This is a genomic window from Rhodanobacter koreensis (assembly GCF_054782855.1).
In genome coordinates this window covers 482307-503415 of sequence record NZ_BAAGRR010000002.1, presented here as the reverse complement: position 1 = coordinate 503415, position 21109 = coordinate 482307, and the positions used below count along the sequence as shown (strand labels likewise).

Here is a 21109-nt window from a genome sequence, read left to right as displayed (position 1 = left end):
TTCGCCTCGCGGAGTTGAGTCATGACCACCCTCGTGTTCGTCCACGGCTGGAGCGTCAGCAACACCTCGACCTACGGCCAGATGCCGCAGCAGCTGCAGCAGCGCGCGGCGGCAGCCGGTCTGGTGCTCACACTCGCGGATATCTGGCTGTCCGAATACGTGAGCTTCGACGATGCCGTGACCATGACCGACGTGGTTCGTGCATTCGATCATGCGCTGCGCGACCTGCACCTCACCGACGCCAGTTTTGCCTGCGTCACGCACTCCACCGGCGGCCCGGTCGTGCGCGAGTGGTTGCGCGCGCAACGCGACAGGCCCGACAACACCAGCACGATCCGGCTAAGCCACCTTGTCATGCTGGCGCCGGCGAACTTCGGCTCCGCGCTGGCCCAGCTTGGCAAGGGCGTGCTGGGCCGGCTCAAATCGTGGTTCGATGGCGTGGCACCAGGCCAGCGCATGCTCGACTGGCTGGAACTGGGCAGCGCCGAATCGCTCTCGCTCAACCTGGACCATATTCATGGCCCCGATCCGGCGGCCAGCGATCACTACCTGTTCGTACTGACCGGCGACCGTCCGGACCGTTCGCTGTACGACCATCTCAACAGCTATACAGGAGAGGACGGTTCCGACGGCGTCGTGCGCATCGCCGCGGCCAATCTCAATGCGCAGCATGCCGTGCTGACAGTCCGGCGCAACGCCACCGACCCGGTCGATACGCTCTTGCTCAACCTGCAGCAGGGGCCGCGCTGTGCGTTCAAGTTGATTGCCGACGCAGCCCATTCGGGCAGCGCGCACGGCATTCTGGCCAGCGCCGCAACCGCCACCATCGACGCGATTCTGCGTTGCCTGCAGGTTCGCAGTGCGGCCGACTACAGCACCCTGTGCAATGCCTTCGACAGCGAGAACAGCCTGCGCGACGCGGGCAAGGTGGAACTGGATCCGGCCGGCCTGTTCGCGCCGCGTGTGCACATCCACGATCCGCGCAGCCTGCTGATCGTGCGACTCAGCGACGAAGCCGGCGAGCCGCTCGCCGGTGCCGGGCTGCTGCTCACGGCCGGCCCCCAGGCCAGCCCCGACCTGATGCCCGACGATTTCATGATCGACCGCCAGGCCAATTCGAAAAACCGCTCCACGATCTCGCTGTTTCTCAACCATGCCCTGCTCGCCGGCGACAATCGCGTCGCCGATCCCCGCCATTCCCGCAGGACGCTGCGCGCAGCCGTGACCAGCCACCGTCCCTATGGCGCCAGCGTGCAACCCACCGATCTCGGCGGCCTCGTCCATCATGCGCTGGCGAAAAGCGCTGCCGGTGACGACCTGTTCGTCATGCTTGGCCCGCACCAGACCACGGTACTCGACGTGGTGCTGCCAAGGAAAATCCACGAAGGTGTGTTCCGGCTCACGCAGAACCTGACACCGGAGGATTTCAGCGAACCCATGCCAGGTGCCGTGATCGGCTGATCGGCGCCGAGGAGGCGTGCAACCCATGCCGGCAGGCAGCAGCGATCCCGTATCATCACGGCACGCTCCGGCACGGTTAAGCAGCTCCGTGCACACTGGCCATCCACCGCGCCTGCCGATTCCCGAAACACATGCAAAAGAAACCGATCTTCTTCGACCCTACCGGCCGACGGGCCAGCCATGTCTCGCGGCTGGCCCTGCTTGCCGGCGTGGTCAGCACGCTGTTCGTACTGGCCTGTGCGATCAGCCTGTTTGTCGGACCGAGCATGGGCGGCTTGCACCTCGACTGGCATGGCAAGATCCGGCATGCACTGACCGGAGTGAAGGCAGCTGATCCCGAACTGCTGAAACCGGCTGCCAAACTCGCCGCGGAAGTGCGTGCCCGGCAGAAACTGCTGCACCCGCCACGTGCGCATGGCAGCAAGGGCAACGCGGCACGCACGCCGCCGCCACTGTCCCTGGACAAGCCGGCCAACCGGCCACTGGCGATCGGTTTCTACGTCAACTGGGACGACAGCAGCTACCCGTCGCTGAAACGCGCACTGCCGACACTGGACTGGGTGATCCCCACCTGGATGAACCTGAGCGGCCCCGACATGGCGCTGCACACCAGCGTCGATGCCAAGGCACTGGATCTGATCCGGACCAAGAAGGCCTCCACGCCCATCCTGCCGCTGCTGCAGAACGCGGTGGATGGCGTGTGGGACGGCAAGGGCCTTGCGCGCATGCTGGCGGACCCTGCCATGCGCCAGGCACGCATCGCGCAAATCGTCGCGTTCATTGCCGCCAACCACTTTCAGGGCGTCACCGTGGACTTCGAGGAAGTCCCCGAGAATTCGCAGAAGAATCTCAAGGCGTTCCTGACCGAGCTCAACGATGCATTCGATCCGCATGGCTGGGGCATCGTGCTGTCGGTACCGTTCGACGACGCGTCGTGGGACTACCAAGGCTACGCCGGCATCGTCGACTTCGAGCTGCTGATGGCCTACGACGAGCACTGGGCCGGCAAGAACCCCGGCAGCATCGCCAGCCAGGACTGGTTCGAGCGCACCCTCGACAAGCGCATGAAGGCGCTCGATCCGGACCAGACCATCGTCGCGATCGGCAGCTACGGCTACGACTGGGCCCATGGACAGAGCGCCGAGACGCTCACCTTCCAGGACGCGATGGATCGCGCTGCCGATGCGCAGGCCGATATCGCCTTCGACCCGGATGCGCAGAACCCGCGATTCTCCTACAGCGAGGACGACGGTACCGCGCACCAGGTGTGGTTCCTCGACGGCGTCACGGCCTACAACCAGATCCACGCCGCCGACGGCTACCAGCCCTACGGCTATGCGTTGTGGCGGCTGGGTTCGGAAGACCCGTCGGTCTGGTCGGTGCTGGGCCGCAACTATGGCGCGCCGGCACCGGACCAGCTGCGCACGATCGGCCAGGGCGAGGACATCGACATCGCGGGCCAGGGCGAGGTACTCGAAATCGCGTCCCAACCCGCGTCGGGTGCGCGCACCGTCGAACTGGACAAGGACGACGGCAGCATCGATGACGAGAGTTACACCGCCCTGCCCAGTTCCTATGTGATCCAGCGTGCCGGCACGCTGGATCACAAGATCGCGCTGACTTTCGACGACGGCCCCGATCCGGAGTGGACGCCGCAGATCCTCGACATCCTCAAGGCGAAGCATGTGCCGGCGACGTTCTTCATCATCGGCGAGAACGCCGAGATGGCGCCGAAGCTGGTGCAGCGCGAACTCAACGAAGGCCACGACATCGGCAACCACACCTTCACCCATCCCAACCTCGGCGAGAGTCCGCCGGGCATCGTGGCGCTGGAGCTCAACGCCACCCAGCGCCTGTTCGAGGCGCTGACCGGCCATTCGATGCGGCTGTTCCGCGCGCCCTACTTCGGCGATGCCGAACCGACCACGGCCGATGAACTGGTGCCGATCCAGATCGCACAGCAGATGGGCTACCTCGCGGTCGGCCTGCATGTCGACGCCGAAGACTGGCAACGCCCCGGCGTGGACGCCATCGTCAACAACGTGCTGGGCGGCATCGAAACCACCAACCCCGATCGCAAGGGCCAGGTGGTGCTGCTGCACGACGGCGGCGGCGAACGCTCGCAGACGGTGGCCGCGCTGCCGCGCATCATCGACGGGCTGCGTGCGCAGGGCTACGACTTCGTCACGGTGTCGGCCCTGGCCGGCCTCACCCGCGACCAGACCATGCCGCCATTGCCGCCGGGTTCGCTGTCGCGCTGGGCCGACCGATCGGTCTTCATGACCGTGGGCCTGTTCGGACACCTGTTGCGCTGGCTGCTGCTGATCGCCATCTCGCTGGGCGTGGCCCGCCTGCTGCTGCTCGGCGGCCTCGCCCTCATCAATCGCGTGCGCGAACGACGCCATGCGCCACCCGTGCTCGGCGAACAACCGCCACTGGTCTCGGTGCTGATTCCCGCCTACAACGAGGAAAAGGTGATCGCCAGCTCGATCCGCCAGATCCTCAAGAGCCGCTATCGGAATCTTGAAATCATCGTTGTCGACGACGGCTCCACCGACGCCACGTCCGCGGTGGTCACCGAGCACTACGCACATGAGCCGCGCGTGCGGCTCCTCACCATTCCCAACGGTGGCAAGGCACACGCGGTCAATACGGCGCTGCACGAATCGAACGGCGCGGTGGTCGTGGCGCTGGATGCCGATACCCAGTTTGAACCGGATACCATCCCGCGACTGGTGCGCTGGTTCGTCGATCCGAAAGTCGGCGCCGTGGCCGGTAACGCCAAGGTCGGCAATCGCATCAACCTGATCACCCTGTGGCAGGCGCTGGAATACATCACCGCGCAGAATCTGGAGCGCCGTGCACTGGCCGCACTCGGCGCAATCACCGTGGTACCCGGCGCCGTCGGCGCATGGCGCCGCGAGGCACTGGAGCAGCTCGGCGGCTTCCCTGCCGACACGCTGGCCGAGGACCAGGATCTCACCCTCGCCGTGCAGAAAGCCGGCTACCACACCTTGTTCGACAGCGAGGCGATTGCCTGGACCGAGGCACCGGATACCGCACGCGGCCTCGCCCGCCAGCGCTTCCGCTGGGCCTACGGCACCCTGCAATGCCTGTGGAAACACCACGACGCCACCTTCCGCCCGCGCTACGGTGCGCTCGGCATGGTGGCGCTGCCGCAGGTGTGGCTGTTCCAGATCCTCTTCTCGGTGGTATCGCCGCTGGTCGACCTGGTGCTGGTGTGGCAGATCATCGCCACCGGCCTCGACTACCTGCAGCACCGCGGCCAGTTCAACGACGAGAACCTGATCAGGATGCTGGTCTTCTACGCCGCCTTCATGGCGGTGGACCTCGCCGCATCGGCACTCGCCTTCGCGATGGAGAAGAAGGAGAAATGGAGCCTGCTGTGGTGGCTGGTGCTGCAACGCTTCGGCTACCGCCAGCTGATGTACTACGTGGTTGTGCGTTCGGTATGGACGGCCATTCGCGGACCGTCGGTGGGCTGGGGCAAGCAGGAACGCAAGGCGACCGTGAGCACCCGTGACGAGCCGAAATCGTGAGCTGCATCAACACACGCGTTCGGTCGACAGTGGCCACAACCCCTTGCTGAAAGTCGGAACGATCGAGCCGGAACACCTCTTGCATCCATTCCTCCCGACGGGCATAACCGTCGGGAGGAATGGCATCAACACATCAAGCTGTTACTTTGCGTTGACAAAGGCCTTCCAGGCCGAGAACAGGTTGTTGGCGTTCACCGAGCCAAGACCATTGGCAAAGCTCCAGCCGGGCTGTGCGGCATAGGCCGCGGTGTTGCTGTTGTACTTCGTTGCGTTGGTCGATGTCAGCCCGATCAGGGTGGGACCGTAGAATCCCTCGAAGTTCTGAATCGTCCCGTAGAAGTAGCAATTCGGAGTCACCTGCGCGAACGCCTGGACCTGGATGCACTGGGTGGAATTGCCACCGCCGGTGATGTTGTGGAACACGCACTTGCCGGTTCCCTTGGTGCCGTTGTCAGCATCGCATTGCGCAAGCGTGGATGGCACCGCACCCGTGGCATCGCCGTATTCTTTCCTGGCCAATGCATACAGCGTCGGTGCCGCGTTGCCTTGATTCGCCGACACGCCGAGCTTGGACAGGCCCTGGTCGATCAATGCCTGGATGCCGGCGAACATCGGCGAGGACAGTGATGTACCAGCCTCCAGTTGCACCGGCGAAGTGAAGCCAGGCGTGCATGGATAGGCGCCCGTGCAGAGAATGACCCATGAATAGCCGCCATACGATCCGCCGAACAGCGAGACATCCGGCAGATCACGCGACTGGTCCTTGGCGGCACCATGAACCTGCCGCTGCCAGGCTGGTTTCAGGTCGACCGACGAGGGGCCGCCACTCCCGCTTTCAGACGTGGCGTAATCGCCGTTCGGATCGTAGATCAACGCGTTCTTGCAGAATTTGAGCGCCGTCAGGCTCACTAAATCCTGAGCTGCCACGGTGTTGCCGCACGACGTATTCCAGGTGATTTCCGGTACATAGGACAACGCCGATCCGTACACCGAATTGAGTGTGCTGCTGAAATACTTCTTGGTAGTGCCCGCGAGGATATCGGCAGTATCTGATCCGCCAACGCCGGTGTCGTTGGGCGAAGTAGCAAACGAATTGGCATCGATGCCGGCATCGTTGATGACGAAACCATTGAAGCTCGGGTTGGAGCCTGAGTCCCCGGTAGAAACAAACACCGAGATGCCTTCTGCATCCGCCTGCGCCCACATCAGGTCGATCGCCGCCTTGCTGGCGGAGTCGGTGAAGCCCTCGCCGTAACCATAGCTTGCGCTTATGACATTCGGCCGCGAGGTGCCGTTGATCAGGTTGTCTGCTGCCATGTAGACACCACCGAAGAAATTGGTGGTGTCGGCATCATTGCAGGTCGCGACCCATATATTGGCGCCCGGCGCCATGGCTGTGGACCACTCCGAATCCAGCACGGTCTCGATGCTTTCGCTGTAGGGAGTTGTGCCGCCCGGGTCGGTGCAATTGCCGGTGCTCGGCGTCAGCTGCGGCTGAAACTGGTTAAACGTGCCGCCGTAGCTGCCCAGGTTGAATTGACCGACAAAATTGGGCCAGTCCGAAGGATCCATGTCCTGGTCCTCGACCACGGCAATGGTCATGCCTGTACCGGTCACGCCGCTGCTGTACAACGCCGTGGTGTTGTAGATGACATTCATGTCGTACGGCACAAACCCGCGCACACCACCACTGAAATTGATCATCGGACTAGCTGCGGCACGCACACTCGGTGCCGCGGGCTGCTTGATCTTGAAGTTATGCGCGGAAGCGTTGAACTGCGCCACCTGCGGAGCTACATGCAATGGCTGTGGCCGGATGTCGTTGAGACCGGCAACGCCCACCACCACGCTTCTCAGCGCCGATGGCACGCTGATATCGCCGGCATTGGCGATATGGCTGACTTTATTGATGGTGTAACGGTTTTCCTGCGTGTGGAATGCCTGCCGGACCTGGCCTGCCGTACCGCTGAAATCGATCTGCATCTTGTTCGGATACACACCATTCACGGTGAAGCCCTGCGAAGTCAGCCACGATTTCACGGCTGCGACGTCGGCATCGATCACGCCAAAAGCGGCACCGAACTCAGCGGGCGTCACCCACTGATGGAATTTGGACGAGCTGGGATCGTGTTGCGCAGCACTCAATGATGCCAGTGCCGATGCGCGCAACGCGCTGCGCTGGAGAATGAGCTGCATATGATTCATGGGCATCGAGTCGGCCACACTGCTGGTGGGCTTCAACGTGCCGACAAACGACAAGTGGGTATTACCCAGGGTGGACACGACGCGATTGTCGATGGTCTGGGTAACGCGGGACGCCTCGGTCGTGTTGAGACCGGCCAGCGCGGGCGAAGCTTGGGCCGAGGCGATGGTGGGCAGCGTGGCAAGCGCTGCGGCAATGGATACACCTAACATCACATGCTCAGTTTTCACGTCTTTTCTCCGAAAAGTTAGATGAAAAAAACGAGTCCCCCTGTGATGAAGTTGTCGACTGATCGAATGGATCGTCGTGTAGTCACCTCCGTTGTTTGAAAGGCGCACCAGCAAAAAGAACGTCGGATCGCCGTACGGATCCGACGCAGCCACAGGCTACGGTCGTGCTGACCGGATAAAGCTCCCGCTACCCCGCCCCTAAACGTCGGGGGTACTGATCGTGCTACCGACCTGGCTGCGCGGTCCAGTGCCGATGACAACATAGATGTTGCATCGTGATCTTGTGTACAACTTGTGCGACAGGTATGCGCAAAGGCTTGCGCAAGCGGGTGACATGGCCAGAGAAATGCATGCCTGCACCATCATCGGAATGCTGGCGGCATTGCAGGAATTTGCGTCGCCAAAGCCTGCGGCGGTTTGCGGCATCGAGTACGTTCCCGCCATGAATTTCGGGTGACGACGCCGGCAATCCCCCGCGTGATGGACCGAAAAACCTTCAGATATTTCCTCGCAAGCGCAAGGTCAGCCCCTTCAGGAAATTCCGCAGCAGCTGATCGCCGCACAACCGGAAGTTCTTGTGATCCGGCTGGCGGAATAGTGCACTGAGTTCCGGCTTGGAGATCGGGAAGCCGGCGGCTTCGAGGATCTGGTGCATGTCGACGTCCTTCAGCTCGAACGCCACGCGCAGTTTCTTCAGCACCACATTGTTGGTGACGCGTTTCTCCACCGGGCGCGGCGGCTGGCTCTCGTCACGGCCGCGTCGATAAACCACCAGACCGTCGAGGAAATGCGCCAATACCTTGCTGCTGCATTCGACGTAGCCCGGTTCCTCGTCCTTCTTCAGGAACGCCTGCACATCCTCCTTCGCGATCGGGAAGTTCGCGTCCGTGAGATGAGTGATTTCCACCACCTTGCCGTCGCTGAGGTCGAGCATGTAGCGGATGGCGCGCAGTACGTCGTTGTTGATCATGGCAGGCCCAGCAAGTCACGGGGAAAGACGCCATGCTACCGCGTCGGTCAACCGGGCACCCGGCCACAGTCCGGAGAGGCATGGGAAACTGCACGGCATGAGTGAATCGCTGCACACGCTGACCGGACCATGCCGGCATCAGGAAGAGATCCGGAAAAGCCGCTTCCTCGCGCTGGCCGCCCCGGTGGAATCGAGCGCGCAGGCACTGGCCTTCCTGCGCGAAGCAGGCGACCCGACCGCCACGCACAACTGCTGGGCGTACCGCATCGGACAGGACTATCGCTTCAACGACGACGGCGAACCCGGCGGCACCGCAGGGCGACCGATCCTGCAGGCGATCGAAGGCCAGGCAATGGATCGCGTGATGGTGGTGGTAACGCGCTGGTACGGTGGCATCAAGCTAGGCGCCGGTGGCCTGGTGCGCGCCTACGGCGGCACCGCGGCCGAATGCCTGCGTCGCGCCGAACGCGTGCCGATCGTGGCGATGGCACGGCTGGGCTTGCACTGCGAGTTCGCCGGGCTGGCCCTGCTCAAGGCACGCCTGAAGGATTGGCAGGCCGAGGTGGAAAGCGAAACCTTCGTCACGGACGGCGTGGAGCTTGAACTGCGCCTGCCGGAAAGCCGGGTGACCGAGGCACAGGCACGCATCGTCGACCTCAGCCGCGGACACAGCGAGGCCAGGCGTCTGGATTGACGGACCGGTGGCTACGACATCGCATGGATTGAATCGGCGCCCATATGCCCCACCTTGATGGCATTGCCTGCGCCCGGCGCATCAACGGCACCGCGATCCACCTTGCGAGAACCCATGAACAACGCCACCAGCAGCACCGCCCGCCCATCCCGCCGCATCGGCGCCCTGCGTGGCCTGTGGCCGTTCCTGAAACCGCATCGTGCACTGGCGATCGGCTGGCTTGTCTTCCTGGGCCTGTCGTCGGGTGCCTCGCTGGTATTGCCGCTGGCGTTCCGCCACATCATCGACAAGGGCTTCGGGCATTCCAGCCAGATGGTGATCAACGAGACCTTCATCGCTTTGTTCGGCGTGGCGCTGGTGCTCGCCGTCGCCACTGCAGCGCGCTACTTCTGCATCACCCTGCTCAGCGAACGGGCGCTCGCCTCCCTGCGCAGAACACTGTATGCACAGGTGATCCGGCTGGACGTGAGCTTCTTCGAACGCAGCCGCGTGGGCGAACTGCTGTCGCGCCTCAGCGCCGACACCGAGGTGGTGCAGGCGCTGATCGGCTCGGGTGTCTCGGTGGCGCTGCGTAGCGCGGTGATGCTGATCGGTGCAGCGGTGGCGATGGTCTGGACGGCGCCGTCGCTGGCCGGCCTCACTGCCTTGGTGATCCCCGCCGTGATGCTGCCGATCCTCGTCTTCGGACGTCGCGTGCAGAAGCTCTCGCGCGCCAGCCAGGACCGCCTCGCCGACGCCGCCGCGATCGCCAACGAAACGCTCAACGCTTCCACAGCGGTGAAGGCCTACGCGCGCGAGAACATCGAGAGCACGCGCTACAGCAACGCTATCATCCGTGCACTGGCCACGGCGCGTCGGCGCATCGGCATGCGCGCGCTGCTGACCATGGCGGTGATCGTGCTGGTGTTCGGCGCGATCACCCTGGTGCTGTGGGCTGGTGCGCGTCACGTGCTGGCCGGCACGCTGGATCCCGGCGTGCTGGGCCAGTTCGTGCTGTACGCGGTGTTCGCCGCCGGCTCGGTCGCCGGCCTGTCCGAAGTGTGGGGCGACGTGCTGCGCGCAGCCGGTGCCATGGAACGCCTGGGCGAACTGCTCGACGAACGCGCCGAGATCGTCGACCCGGCCCAGCCGCTCGCGCTGCCCCGACCGATCAGCGGTGCGCTGCGTTTCGACGGCGTCAGCTTCCACTACCCCACGCGTCCGGATACAGCCGCACTGCACGACTTCACGCTGGACGTGCGTCCCGGCGAAACCGTCGCCCTGGTCGGCCCGTCAGGTGCCGGCAAGAGCACGGTGTTCGCGCTGCTGCTGCGCTTCTACGATCCGCAGTCGGGCCGCATCAGCATCGATGGCATCGATCTGCGCGCGGTGGCGCTCGCCGACCTGCGCGGCGCGATCGCGCTGGTGCCGCAGGAAACCGTGATCTTCAGTGGCAGCGCCGCCGACAATATCCGCTTCGGTCGCGAAGGCGCCAGCGACGACGAAGTACGCGGGGCCGCCCGCGCCGCCGAGGCACACGACTTCATCAGTGCGCTGAGCGACGGCTACCACGCCGAAATGGGCGAACGCGGCGTACGCCTTTCCGGCGGCCAGCGCCAGCGCATCGCCATCGCTCGTGCGATCCTGCGCGACGCACCGCTGCTGTTGCTCGACGAAGCCACCTCCGCACTGGATGCGCAATCCGAAGCCGCGATCCAGCAGGCGCTCGAACGCCTCGAGAAAGGCCGCACCACCCTGGTGATCGCGCACCGCCTCGCCACCGTGCAGCGCGCCGACCGCATTGTCGTGCTCGACGGCGGTCGCATCGTGGCGCAGGGCACGCACGAAAGCCTGCTGGCCGAGGGTGGTCTGTATGCGGAGCTGGCGCGGTTGCAGTTCGTGGCTTGAGAATATCGAGCGCACCGCTCGATTATCGGGCGGGAGGAAGTACTGGCGGACCACCCGCAGGCACACCCTGCTTCGTGCTCATGCGTCGGAGCACCACATAAGCGAACGCCACCACGGCAAGGCATGCGTATTCAAGGATGATCTTGGTCATGCCCAACGAAACAGCGCTCTTTATGTAGTACGCGACACAGGCCAGCCCCAGCATCAGGAAGGGGTAGAGGTACATGTACCAGCCAAGCCGACCCTTGTTGCGAATGAGCGCAACCACTGCCGGCACCGGCAGGACCGCGCAAATCCAGATTCCGCCCAGAAACATCAGGCCCATCTCGGCACACTTCTGAAAAGGCCCCGAGTCGCAGAAAACAAGGCTGATGAACATCATTCCGACGCCGAGCGCGGCCGGCCCGGTGACCGCCAGGATGCTCATGATCAGCAAGACGAGCCGCGTGATTTTTTCAGTTCTTTCGCGCATCAGTGACAGTCCCCCTGTCCGTCAGGAAAGAAACATCAGGCCTGTTTGCAGACCGCCCCCATTTCGGCATGAATGTCTCCTCTTCGTGATCGAGGGTGCAGGCTGAACGCTGCTTCGACATACATGAACCCCACCCTTCTTTCACCTGGAAGTCACGCGCACTTTCACGCCGCCGTCCTGAACGTGGTGATCCCATGTTGGCCGCATGAGTCGGCAATCAGTGTCATCCGCAGACTCGCACGTCGGCACGACGCCTGCACAAGCTGGCGACACCGATTCGTTTCAACACTCAAGGAGTTCCCCATGATCAAGCGCATGCTTCCCCTGTTGATCGGACTGTCGGTTTGCGGTGCCGCCTTCGCGCAGGACATGCCTGCCACCGCCCAGTCGACGACCAGTACCACCACCACGACGGTGACCACGTTGTGGCCGGCCCAGCCGCCCACGGGCGGCTCGACCGAGGATGCCGTCAAGACCGCGATCGCCAACGCCGGCTACAAGGAAGTGAAGGGCCTGAAATTCAAGGACGGCGTATGGCGCAGCGAGGCCCGTGGCGGCAACAAGAAGTGGGTCAAGCTCGCGGTCGGGCCGGTCAACGGCAAGGTGTATGCGGCCGATGCACCGTCCAAGCTCAGCAAGGACGAGATCAGCGCCAAGCTGGCCACGGCCGGCTACCAGAACATCAAGGACGTGAAGTTCGACGAAGGCCTGTGGGCCGCCGAAGCCAAGACCCCGCATGGCAACGACGTCGACCTGCTGGTCGACCCGGACGATGGCAGCGTGGTGGCCAAGTCGCACGATTGATCTGTTGCGTCTGCGATAGTCAAGGAAGCCCGGCGCGTTGATGGCGTCGGGCTTCCTTGTTTGATGGAGGAAACTCGCGCGCCGCGCATGCCTGGTGTGCGGTCGCGCACCATCGTTCCCGCAACGCAACCAATTCAATGCGTCGGCTTCTCCGGGTCCGCATCCACCGCACGTTTGATCGCAGCCACGAACTCGCGTCGCGCGGCGACCAGGGCATCGCTGGTTGCATGCGGCCATGCGCCCACCTGGGCGATCACCAACTGGCGCGCGGGATCGACGTAGACCATCTGGCCGAAGATGCCGATCGCGGCATAGCTGCCGTCGCTATCGGTCCACCACAGATAGCCGTAGCCGCGATCCGGCTCGTCGACGTTTTCCTGGCGGCGCAGTGCACCCTCAAGCCACACCTTGGCGACCACCGGCTTGCCGCCGATGCGACCGCCGTCGAGCATGAACTGCCCCAGCCGTGCGTAGTCACTCAAGGTGGCCGATAGCCCACTGCCGCCGGTGTCGCTGCCATCGCATTCGTCCTTGATCCAGTACGCATCGGACGCCATGCCGTACGGCTGCCAGATCGTCTGCGAAAGATAGGCGGCCAGTGAACGGTGCGTGGCCCGCTGTACCAGGATGCCGAGCAGGTCGGTTTCGGCGGTGTTGTAGTTCCAGTGCGTGCCGGCCGGCCATTGCCGTGGCTGTTTGCGCAGGTATGTCACGATGTGCGCCTGGCCGTCGACGCAGGCATGGAGATACATCTGCGCCACGTCCGACTTCGCGTCGGCGTAGTCCTCGTTCCAATGCACGCCCGAGGTCATCGTCAGCAACTGCTGCACCGTGACCTTGGCGTAGGCGCTGTCGCGCAGTTCCGGGATGTAGGTCCCCAGCGTGTCGTCCAGACTGTGGATGTCGCCCCGCTGCAGCGCGATCCCCAGCAAGGTGGAGGTGACCGACTTGGCCACCGAGAACGACTCCCAGCGCTGCTCCGGCTTGAAGCCCAGCGCATAACGCTGCAGGCGGACGCGACCATGCTGCAGCACCATCACGCCGGCGAGGTGGTACTCGTCCATGTAACCGGCCAACCACGCCGACGTGCCCTTCCCGGGCATTATCAGCGGCTGTCCCTGCGGCAACGCGTGGACGTGTGCGCCATGTGCGGCACGATCACTGGGGAACAGCTCGTACATCCGCCGGAACTGCGCCTCGCGCTGCGCCTGCGACCAGAACAGCACGGACTCGCGCTGCTGGCCGATGGTCGGTGCATGCTGATCGGCGGCTGCCAACGGCAGTGAAACAGTCAGGCACAGTACGGCGGCAAGCAGGCGGATGCAGATCGCTGAAGACATGTGGGTGCATGGCCGGAGGAATGCGAAGCCATCATGATATCGGGTCGATGCCTGCGAAGAGCGAAACGCATATGCGATCCAACTGGCTAAAGGGAACCCCGAAAACCATCGTCATCCCTGCGAAGGCAGCGATCCAGTGCCCCTGGATTCAGTCGCTTGGAGTCGCTGGCTTCCTGCTTTCGCAGGAATGACGAGCAAAAGTCCGGTTTTCGGGATCTTGTAAAAGGAACCTCGCCCTCCCATGACATCCTTCCCGCGAGGGCGGGCGACGTTCCCAAGGCCCAACCTGACCCGGGATCGGGAGACGGCTACTATCACGTACCAACGTCACCGCCCCTTGGTTCCCACCCATCGAACAACAGGAATGACCATGAGCACCGTTCTGGTAACCGGCGGATCAGGCTTCATCGGCAGCCAAGCCATCCTGCAACTCCTGGCAGCAGGCCACCAGGTACGCACCACCGTGCGCAGCCTGAAGCGAGAAAGCGACGTGCGCGCGATGCTGAAGCATGGTGGCGCCGAACCGGGCGACCGCCTGTCCTTTGCGGTCGCCGATCTCGAGAGCGACACCGGCTGGCCGCAAGCCGTCGCCGGTTGCGACTACGTGCTGCACATCGCCTCGCCGTTTCCTTCCACCCTGCCGAAACACGAGGACGAGTTGATCGTGCCGGCGCGCGAAGGCGCGCTTCGCGTACTGCGCGCCGCGCGCGACGCCGGGGTCAAGCGCGTGGTGCTGACCTCCTCGTTCGCCGCGATCGGCTACGGACAGAAAGTGCAGACGACGCCATTCAACGAAAGCAACTGGACCGATCCCGCAGCCGACGACGTGCAGCCCTACGCGAAATCGAAGACCCTGGCCGAGCGTGCGGCCTGGGATTTCATCGCCCGCGAAGGCGGCGCCCTCGAACTTTCCGTGGTCAATCCGGTAGGCGTGTTCGGCCCGGTGCTGGGGCCGGACTACTCGACCTCGATCCTGCTGGTGCAGCGGCTGATGGACGGCGCCATGCCCGGCTGCCCGCAGCTCAGCTTCGGTGCCGTCGACGTGCGCGACGTCGCCGACCTGCATATCCGCGCCATGACCGATCCTGCCGCGAAGGGCGAGCGATTCCTCGCCGTCGCCGGCGATTTCATCTCGATACGCGACATCGCCAGGATCTTGAAGAACCGCATGGGTGCCGCGGCCAGACGGGTACCGACCCGGCAATTGCCGAACTGGCTGGTGCGCCTCGCGGCACTGCGCGACCCGGCGGTCAAACAGATCCTTCCCGAACTCGGCAAGCCGAAGAACGCCACCAGCGAAAAAGCCCGGCGTGTGCTCGGCTGGGCACCGCGTTCGAACGAGGAGGCCATCGTCGCCACCGCCGAAAGCCTGTTGCGGCTCGGGCTTCTGAAGGAAAACCCGGCTGGTAGTGTGTCGGTTTGACTACGGGATGGGGTGGATTCCGATCCTTCTGTTTTGTGGCTACCCTCAGCGAATCTCGGTGCCATCCTCGTGCACCGAAATGCACGTTCAACTGTAGCCCGGGGGAAATTACGAATGCCGAATGACGATCGCGCCAGGATGATTTACGGCAGGACGCCGGAATCGATGGACATGGTGGCAAACGTCAAACGAGCGATGGCGATCACCGCCGCACTCAACCGTTTGACGTTCAACGATGCAGACGAAATCCGGGCCTTGTTCAGCGAACTCATCGGCAAACAGGTAGACGAGAGCTTTTCACTGATCCCACCGTTCTATACCGCCGGCGGGAACGAAATCCGCGTCGGGCGCAATGTCTTCGTCAATCAGAACTGCACTTTCTATGACCTCGGGGGACTCGACATCGCGGACGATGTGATGATCGGGCCGAACGTGAGCATCATCACGGCAGGCCATCCCCTTGAGCCTTCGCAGCGACGCTCCATCACCATTGGAAAGCCCATCGTGATCGAGAGAAACGTCTGGATCGCAGCCGGTGCAACGATTATCGGCGGGGTGACGGTTGGCGAAAACTCGGTGGTGGCTGCAGGTTCCGTAGTCACCAGGGACGTTCCCCCGAATACCCTGGTCGGGGGGAATCCGGCGCGGGTCATTCGTCCGATTGGCGGCGACTGAAGGAGCAACCACAAGGGATTCCATGCGACCGGGACACGGCCTTACTATCGACCCGGAGCGGGAATCATCCCGATGGTGCTCATCCATGTCTCGGCCAGGGCTGGCCAGCCTGTGATCGGATTCGCCGTCGGCCTCAGCCCGAACGCATGGCCGCCGTGGGCATACAGGTGCATCTCCGTCGGCACGCCGGCATTCTTCAGCGCAGTGAAATAAACCAGGGATTGCTCGACGCCATCCACGTTGTCGTCTTCTGCCTGCACCAGAAAGGTGGGTGGCGTTTCACGGGAGACGGAGACATTCGGATTCAACTTGCTGTCGTGGTCGACCGCAAGATGCCCCGGATAGATGGGCATCGCGAAATCCGGGCGGGCACTTTCCTTGTCGGCGGCGTCGACGGGTGCATACAGGCGCCGCTTGAAGTTCGTGCTGATTTCCGCCACCAGATAGCCACCCGCTGAAAACCCGATCACACCGACCTTGTGCGGATCGATGTGCCATTCCGCGGCGCGATGACGCACCAGCCGCATCGTTCTCTGCACGTCCTGCAGCGAAGGCACCGATAGCTGGTAATTATGCGGACGGCAATCGCACTGCCAGACATAGGGCACACTCGGAACGCGATACTTCAACAAGACGCACGTGATGCCCCTGGACGTCAACCAGTCGCAGATTTCGGTACCTTCGAGGTCCATGGCCAGGATCTGGAAGCCGCCGCCCGGAATCACAACAACGGCGGCCCCGGTATTTTTTTCCGTGGGCGCATACACCGTCATCGTCGGCAGGGTCACATTGGTCACCGCGGTCACCGGCTTGCCGGCCAACAACTTGTCGCTCACCTTCGCAGTTTCCGGACCGGGAGCTTGTTGTGCGTCAGGCGCCGCTCCCGGCCAGATCGGTATTTGTGTATGTCCGGCCGCGGGCTGCCAGACCATCGTCTTCGCCTGCGCACCACCGCATGCCACCAGCAGACACACCACAATAGCCCACAGCTTCATGACGCTCCTCCGTTTTGGCTTTCGCCAACGTTATGCGATCAAGCAGGAAATCGGGTCCGGCCCCTCTTCCCGATGCTGCACACCGCATCGGGCCTGCTGCAGCCGCTTCCGTGGATTTCTTCGGGCAAAGCCCACTGCAGCCGATGGGAAGTCTGGGGGTTGCTGGCGGGCCAGCGCACCCTGGCTCCCGCTTCGAAGCGCGTCAATGTCATCATCGCCCGGAAGCCATGCCGATCTCGCCAAGCCACTCAAGCACTGCGGAGACTCCCGTGAACGCAACGACGGATTTCGCCGACCATGAAGTCGGCTATGACATCCCCGCCCTGCCGGGCATGGACGAGGCGGATATCCAGACGCCCTGCCTGGTCCTCGATCTCGACGCGCTGGAGCGCAACATCATCAAGATGGGCAACTACGCGAAGGCGCACGGCGTGCGCCACCGCAGCCACGGCAAGATGCACAAGTCGGTCGATGTGCAGAAGCTGCAGGAAAGCCTGGGTGGTGCGGTCGGCGTCTGCTGCCAGAAGGTTTCCGAAGCCGAGGTCTTTGCGCGTGGCTGCATCAGGGACATCCTCTTGTCGAACCAGGTGCGCGACCCGGGCAAGATCGACCGGCTCGCGCGACTGCCGGGCTACGGCGCGCGGATCATCGTCTGCGTCGACGACGTGGCGAACGTCACCGAACTTTCGGCGGCGGCGCAAAGGCACGGCACCACCCTGGAGTGCCTCGTCGAGATCGACTGCGGTGCGGGCCGCTGCGGCATTTTCACGACCGGCGAAGCGGTCGGGATCGCCAAAGCCATCGACGCCGCGCCGGCCCTGAGATTCGCCGGCATCCAGGCGTACCAGGGCGCCATGCAGCACCTGGAAAGCTACGAGGACCGCAAGGCCAAGCTCGACAATGCCATCGCCGTGGTGAAGACCATCGTCGAGGGTTTGCAAGCGGCCGGGCTGCCACCCGAACTCGTCTCGGGTGGCGGCACGGGCTCGTATTACTTCGAGTCGAACTCAGGCATCTACAACGAACTGCAATGCGGCAGCTACGCCTTCATGGATGCGGACTACGGGCGCATCAGGGACAAGGACGGCCATCGCATCGACCAGGGCGAATGGGAGAACGCGCTATTCATCCTGACCTCGGTGATGAGCCGTGCGATACCCGGCCAGGCCGTCTGCGACGCGGGCCTCAAGGTGCAGTCGCTCGACAGCGGCCTGCCCGTCATCCACGGCCGCAACGACGTGGCATACGTCAACGCCTCCGACGAACACGGCGTGATCGAGGACAAGCGCGGCGTTCTGCGCATCAACGAAAAGCTGAAGCTCGTTCCCGGACATTGCGACCCGACCTGCAACCTGCACGACTGGTATGTCGGCGTGCGCAACGGCAAGGTCGAGGTGGTCTGGCCGGTATCGGCGCGTGGAAAGAGCTATTGACGTTTCACGCGCCAAGTCGCCATTGCAACGTGCCGACTCATTACAATTCCGTCTCCCTTCATGGAAGGTCGACCGCATGAATATCCGTTTACGCCATGGTCTGGTGAGTCACATGCTCATCCTGGTGCTGCTCCTCGCGCCGGCCGTCGCCATCGCCCAAGCCGCGACCGGCGTCGGATTTCAGGCGATCGTGATTCACGATCCGGTCAACGGCGGCACAACGCCCGGCTATGTGTTCTATCCGTCCGCGCAACCCTCGAAGATCACCTGGCGCAGGCCTTACGAATTGCATGCCACGCCCGACGCAGCACCCATCGCCGGCGCCAAACCGCTGGTGGTGATCTCGCATGGCCACGGCGGGTCGGACCTCGGCCATCACGATCTCGCGGTTTACCTGGCGAGCCACGGCTTTGTGGTGGCGACGCTGGAACACCCCAAGGACAATTTCCACGACACGAGCGGGGTCGGAACCGCCGCCGTGCTGGACGGCCGGCCGATCCAGGTAAAGGCCGCGATCAGCGAACTGCTGAACGATCCGCACTGGAAGACGCTGATCGACCCGAACCGGATCGGCGTCACCGGCTTTTCCGCAGGCGGCTACGCCGCGCTGGTGGTTGTCGGTGCGGTACCCCGTTTCGATCTCTACGTCGGCTACTGCAAACGACATCCCCACGACCCGGACTGCGGGCTGCTGCAGAAGCTCCAATCCCAGGGGACCGCGTCAGCGGCCCTCGCCGCACTGCAAGCCAACGTCGACCGCTGGGGCAAGCCCGATGACCCGCGCGTGAAAGCCGCCTTCGTCATGGCGCCGCTGAGCCTGGTGTTCGACAAGGCCGGCCTTGCCCACGTCGATCGCCCGGTTTTCCTCTATTACGGCCAGGACGATCGGGTGCTGCTGCCGCAGGAAAACGTTCTGCACATCGCACCGCTGATCAGGAAGCTCGCCGGCATCAAGATGATTCCCAAGGCGGGGCATTACGTGTTTCTCTCGCCATGCTCGCCGCAACTAGCCAGGGGCGCAGCGGACATTTGCAAGGACCCGCCAGGCGTCGATCGCGTCACGGCGCATCAGAGCATAAACGCCAGCGCACTGGCGTTCTTCCGCGAGGCGCTGGGCGTCGCAGCACACTGAGCATCCGCGCGCTTGCCGGCCGTCATCGAGGCCGCAAAGGCAGGACCTTACCCCCGTCTCTGATAACTGGCGTCAGTGTGGGCTACCAGCAGCAGCCTGCAGCGGCGGCCCACTGAATTCGACCTCAATGGACATGTCGATCAAGTCACCTACACCCATGGTGGTGCCCGGCGCGGGTACACCGTATCCCATACCGAAATCTGAGCGTTTGAAGGTTCCATGCGCGGAGAATCCGATGCGAGCGTGAGGGTCCATGTTGGCGATGCCTGCATACCCTCCGTTGTATGTGCCGGTTAGCACCAGTGGGCGCGTGATGCCGTGCAGATCCAAGGTACCCGAGATCTCAAACGATTTGGCGCCGGTCATTCGAATTTTTCCCGAGCGGAAGACGATCTTGGGAAACTTTTTGGTATCAAGGAACTGAGGTCCTTGCACGATATCCACACACATCTTCGGTGCCGCATCCATTTCCAATGACGCAGCGTCGACGGTGGCCACAAGCTTGGATGCAGGTATGTTGTTTGGGTCGAACGTCAATGTTGCATCGAAGCGGCTAAACCGCGTGGTGTAAGTCGAGAATCCCAGATGGCTTACACGAAGTTGCAGACTCGCGTGGGCCTTGTCGATCTGGTACACGCCCGCGGGTGGTGCAATCGCAGGAGGCATGGCAGGTGGCGCGGACGAGTCGGCAGCGCGGGACATGGCGCAATACACGCCAAGCAAAGCAAAAACCGCGCTGGCGGCAAGCCGCCGCGAAGCGGTTCGGATCGTGTTGTTCATGACAGGTAATTCCGTATGAGTTGAAGTGTCCCGGTCAGGGTTGGCAACGCGGATGGCTGCTACCCACGTTCTGCGGCCTGCACACTCGCGTCAGTCCCGTGTGTCGCACGCCTCAGCTGTGTATTCATCCATCCATCTATGCAACGAACGACTGATCGCTGAATCGACACGCATCGGCCGTGCTTTGCAAAATTTCGTAAATGCCGGCGACCCTATTCATTCAGCCCTGTTTAGCACGAGTAGCCCACATAGAGATTTTGCTTGTCGCTTTGGAAAGCGGTCCTTCGCGGATAAAAACTGCATGGCTTGAAACCCACGCAGCGCGCCACCCGCCTCACCCATGGTCGTAAAAACTCTTCAACCCCGGCGCGCGGGCAAGAACCGGCTATTGCGCAGCAGTCCTGCCGAGACCAGCGACACCAGCACGCCGACCGGGAAGATCTCCGCGAAGGTCATCGGCAGGCGGTACATCGGGTTCGCGTACTGGACCTTGAAGGCCTCCATGTCGACGCTCAGTTTCGCCAGTGCTTCGGCGCTCGCGCCCTTCGCCTTCTCGCTCGCGATGATCGCGTTCGCATAGGAGGTGGCGAAATCCATGTGAGTCATCGCCTGCACCGCTTCCCACGCGGCCACGTAGAAGATCCCGGCGATGAAGCTGACACCCAGCCCGACCCCGAGCGCCGGCCAGAACCCGATCACCCCGCCCCGGTCCACATCGCGGTGCCGCTTGATCCCCACGAACACCGCGCTCAGTGCGATCAGCATCGTCGTGTAGCCGATCACCATGCCGTATTTCATCGGCGGCATGCCGGAGAACGCGACAAAGGTGACGATCTCGAAACCGCCGACGACCAAGCCGGCAATCACGCCGTATTTCAGGATGGTGCGCAACATGGTGTTACCCCTTGAGTGATGGATTGAGCTGGCATTGACGGCGATCCGGCCCCGCCCTGCAATCGCCCGAACGGGTGATTTCGGCATATTCATCCCAAATAATCCGGCGTTAGGAATGGTCTGAATAACTCGTCATCCCAGCGAAAGCTGGGATCC

The 21109-nt window shown here is 63.2% G+C and carries 17 protein-coding genes; 10 read left to right on the top strand and 7 right to left on the bottom strand.

What is annotated here, in order from left to right; all coding sequences use genetic code 11:
- The first annotated feature begins 21 nt into the window (after nucleotides 1-21).
- Nucleotides 22-1461 (top strand): lipase family protein, encoded by a 1440-nt coding sequence (locus tag ACYVKM_RS08140; RefSeq protein ID WP_460877097.1) that lies wholly within the window; start codon nucleotides 22-24, stop codon nucleotides 1459-1461.
- Nucleotides 1462-1592: 131 nt separating this feature from the next.
- Complete coding sequence (locus tag ACYVKM_RS08135; RefSeq protein WP_460877096.1) at nucleotides 1593-5021, top strand: glycosyltransferase; 3429 nt, start codon at nucleotides 1593-1595, stop codon at nucleotides 5019-5021.
- Nucleotides 5022-5162: 141 nt separating this feature from the next.
- Here the strand turns inward: ACYVKM_RS08135 and ACYVKM_RS08130 are convergent, their stop codons facing one another.
- A complete protein-coding gene (locus ACYVKM_RS08130) occupies nucleotides 5163-7607 on the bottom strand; it encodes a S53 family peptidase (protein WP_460877095.1) in 2445 nt (814 codons plus the stop codon).
- Nucleotides 7608-7719: 112 nt separating this feature from the next.
- On the opposite strand from ACYVKM_RS08130, the gene ACYVKM_RS08125 reads away from it, so the two are divergent.
- Nucleotides 7720-7911 (top strand): hypothetical protein, encoded by a 192-nt coding sequence (locus ACYVKM_RS08125; RefSeq protein WP_460877094.1) that lies wholly within the window; start codon nucleotides 7720-7722, stop codon nucleotides 7909-7911.
- 39 nt (nucleotides 7912-7950) lie between these two features.
- On the opposite strand, the gene ACYVKM_RS08120 is transcribed toward ACYVKM_RS08125, so the two are convergent.
- Complete coding sequence (locus ACYVKM_RS08120) at nucleotides 7951-8424, bottom strand: YehS family protein (protein WP_460877093.1); 474 nt, start codon at nucleotides 8422-8424, stop codon at nucleotides 7951-7953.
- 97 nt (nucleotides 8425-8521) lie between these two features.
- On the opposite strand from ACYVKM_RS08120, the gene ACYVKM_RS08115 reads away from it, so the two are divergent.
- Both ACYVKM_RS08115 and ACYVKM_RS08110 read left to right on the top strand, forming a co-directional pair.
- Nucleotides 8522-9118, top strand: a complete 597-nt coding sequence (locus ACYVKM_RS08115; RefSeq protein ID WP_460877092.1) for an IMPACT family protein — start codon at nucleotides 8522-8524, stop codon at nucleotides 9116-9118.
- A gap of 114 nt (nucleotides 9119-9232) precedes the next feature.
- The gene (locus ACYVKM_RS08110; RefSeq protein WP_460877091.1) at nucleotides 9233-11005 is read left to right on the top strand and encodes an ABC transporter transmembrane domain-containing protein; all 1773 of its coding nucleotides are present in this window, start codon (nucleotides 9233-9235) and stop codon (nucleotides 11003-11005) included.
- 22 nt (nucleotides 11006-11027) lie between these two features.
- On the opposite strand, the gene ACYVKM_RS08105 is transcribed toward ACYVKM_RS08110, so the two are convergent.
- A complete protein-coding gene (locus ACYVKM_RS08105) occupies nucleotides 11028-11477 on the bottom strand; it encodes a hypothetical protein (protein WP_460877090.1) in 450 nt (149 codons plus the stop codon).
- A gap of 303 nt (nucleotides 11478-11780) precedes the next feature.
- Between ACYVKM_RS08105 and ACYVKM_RS08100 the strand changes: the two genes are divergently transcribed.
- Nucleotides 11781-12281, top strand: a complete 501-nt coding sequence (locus tag ACYVKM_RS08100) for a PepSY domain-containing protein (protein ID WP_460877089.1) — start codon at nucleotides 11781-11783, stop codon at nucleotides 12279-12281.
- 134 nt (nucleotides 12282-12415) lie between these two features.
- On the opposite strand, the gene ACYVKM_RS08095 is transcribed toward ACYVKM_RS08100, so the two are convergent.
- Entirely contained in the window at nucleotides 12416-13621 is a 1206-nt protein-coding gene (locus tag ACYVKM_RS08095) for a serine hydrolase domain-containing protein (protein WP_460877088.1), read from the bottom strand.
- 370 nt (nucleotides 13622-13991) lie between these two features.
- On the opposite strand from ACYVKM_RS08095, the gene ACYVKM_RS08090 reads away from it, so the two are divergent.
- Both ACYVKM_RS08090 and ACYVKM_RS08085 read left to right on the top strand, forming a co-directional pair.
- On the top strand, nucleotides 13992-15044 hold the full coding sequence (locus tag ACYVKM_RS08090; protein ID WP_460877087.1) for an SDR family oxidoreductase: 1053 nt from the start codon (nucleotides 13992-13994) through the stop codon (nucleotides 15042-15044).
- Between the two features lie 114 nt (nucleotides 15045-15158).
- Nucleotides 15159-15719: a sugar O-acetyltransferase gene (locus tag ACYVKM_RS08085; protein WP_460877086.1), complete on the top strand. Its 561-nt coding sequence runs from the start codon at nucleotides 15159-15161 to the stop codon at nucleotides 15717-15719.
- Nucleotides 15720-15763: 44 nt separating this feature from the next.
- Here ACYVKM_RS08085 and ACYVKM_RS08080 read toward each other — a convergent pair whose 3' ends face one another.
- Nucleotides 15764-16714, bottom strand: coding sequence for an alpha/beta hydrolase (locus ACYVKM_RS08080; protein ID WP_460877085.1), 951 nt, complete (start codon nucleotides 16712-16714; stop codon nucleotides 15764-15766).
- A 110-nt stretch (nucleotides 16715-16824) separates the two neighbouring features.
- Between ACYVKM_RS08080 and bhcC the strand changes: the two genes are divergently transcribed.
- Together bhcC and ACYVKM_RS08070 are read left to right on the top strand one after the other, a co-directional pair.
- Nucleotides 16825-18147 carry a 3-hydroxy-D-aspartate aldolase BhcC gene (gene bhcC / locus ACYVKM_RS08075; protein WP_460877084.1) on the top strand — a complete coding sequence of 441 codons (1323 nt, stop codon included), beginning with the start codon at nucleotides 16825-16827 and terminating at the stop codon, nucleotides 18145-18147.
- A gap of 112 nt (nucleotides 18148-18259) precedes the next feature.
- Nucleotides 18260-19279: an alpha/beta hydrolase family protein gene (locus tag ACYVKM_RS08070; protein ID WP_460877083.1), complete on the top strand. Its 1020-nt coding sequence runs from the start codon at nucleotides 18260-18262 to the stop codon at nucleotides 19277-19279.
- 72 nt (nucleotides 19280-19351) lie between these two features.
- On the opposite strand, the gene ACYVKM_RS08065 is transcribed toward ACYVKM_RS08070, so the two are convergent.
- Entirely contained in the window at nucleotides 19352-20059 is a 708-nt protein-coding gene (locus tag ACYVKM_RS08065) for a YceI family protein (RefSeq protein ID WP_460877082.1), read from the bottom strand.
- 357 nt (nucleotides 20060-20416) lie between these two features.
- Nucleotides 20417-20953, bottom strand: coding sequence for a DUF4199 domain-containing protein (locus tag ACYVKM_RS08060; protein ID WP_460877081.1), 537 nt, complete (start codon nucleotides 20951-20953; stop codon nucleotides 20417-20419).
- Nucleotides 20954-21109: the final 156 nt, after the last annotated feature.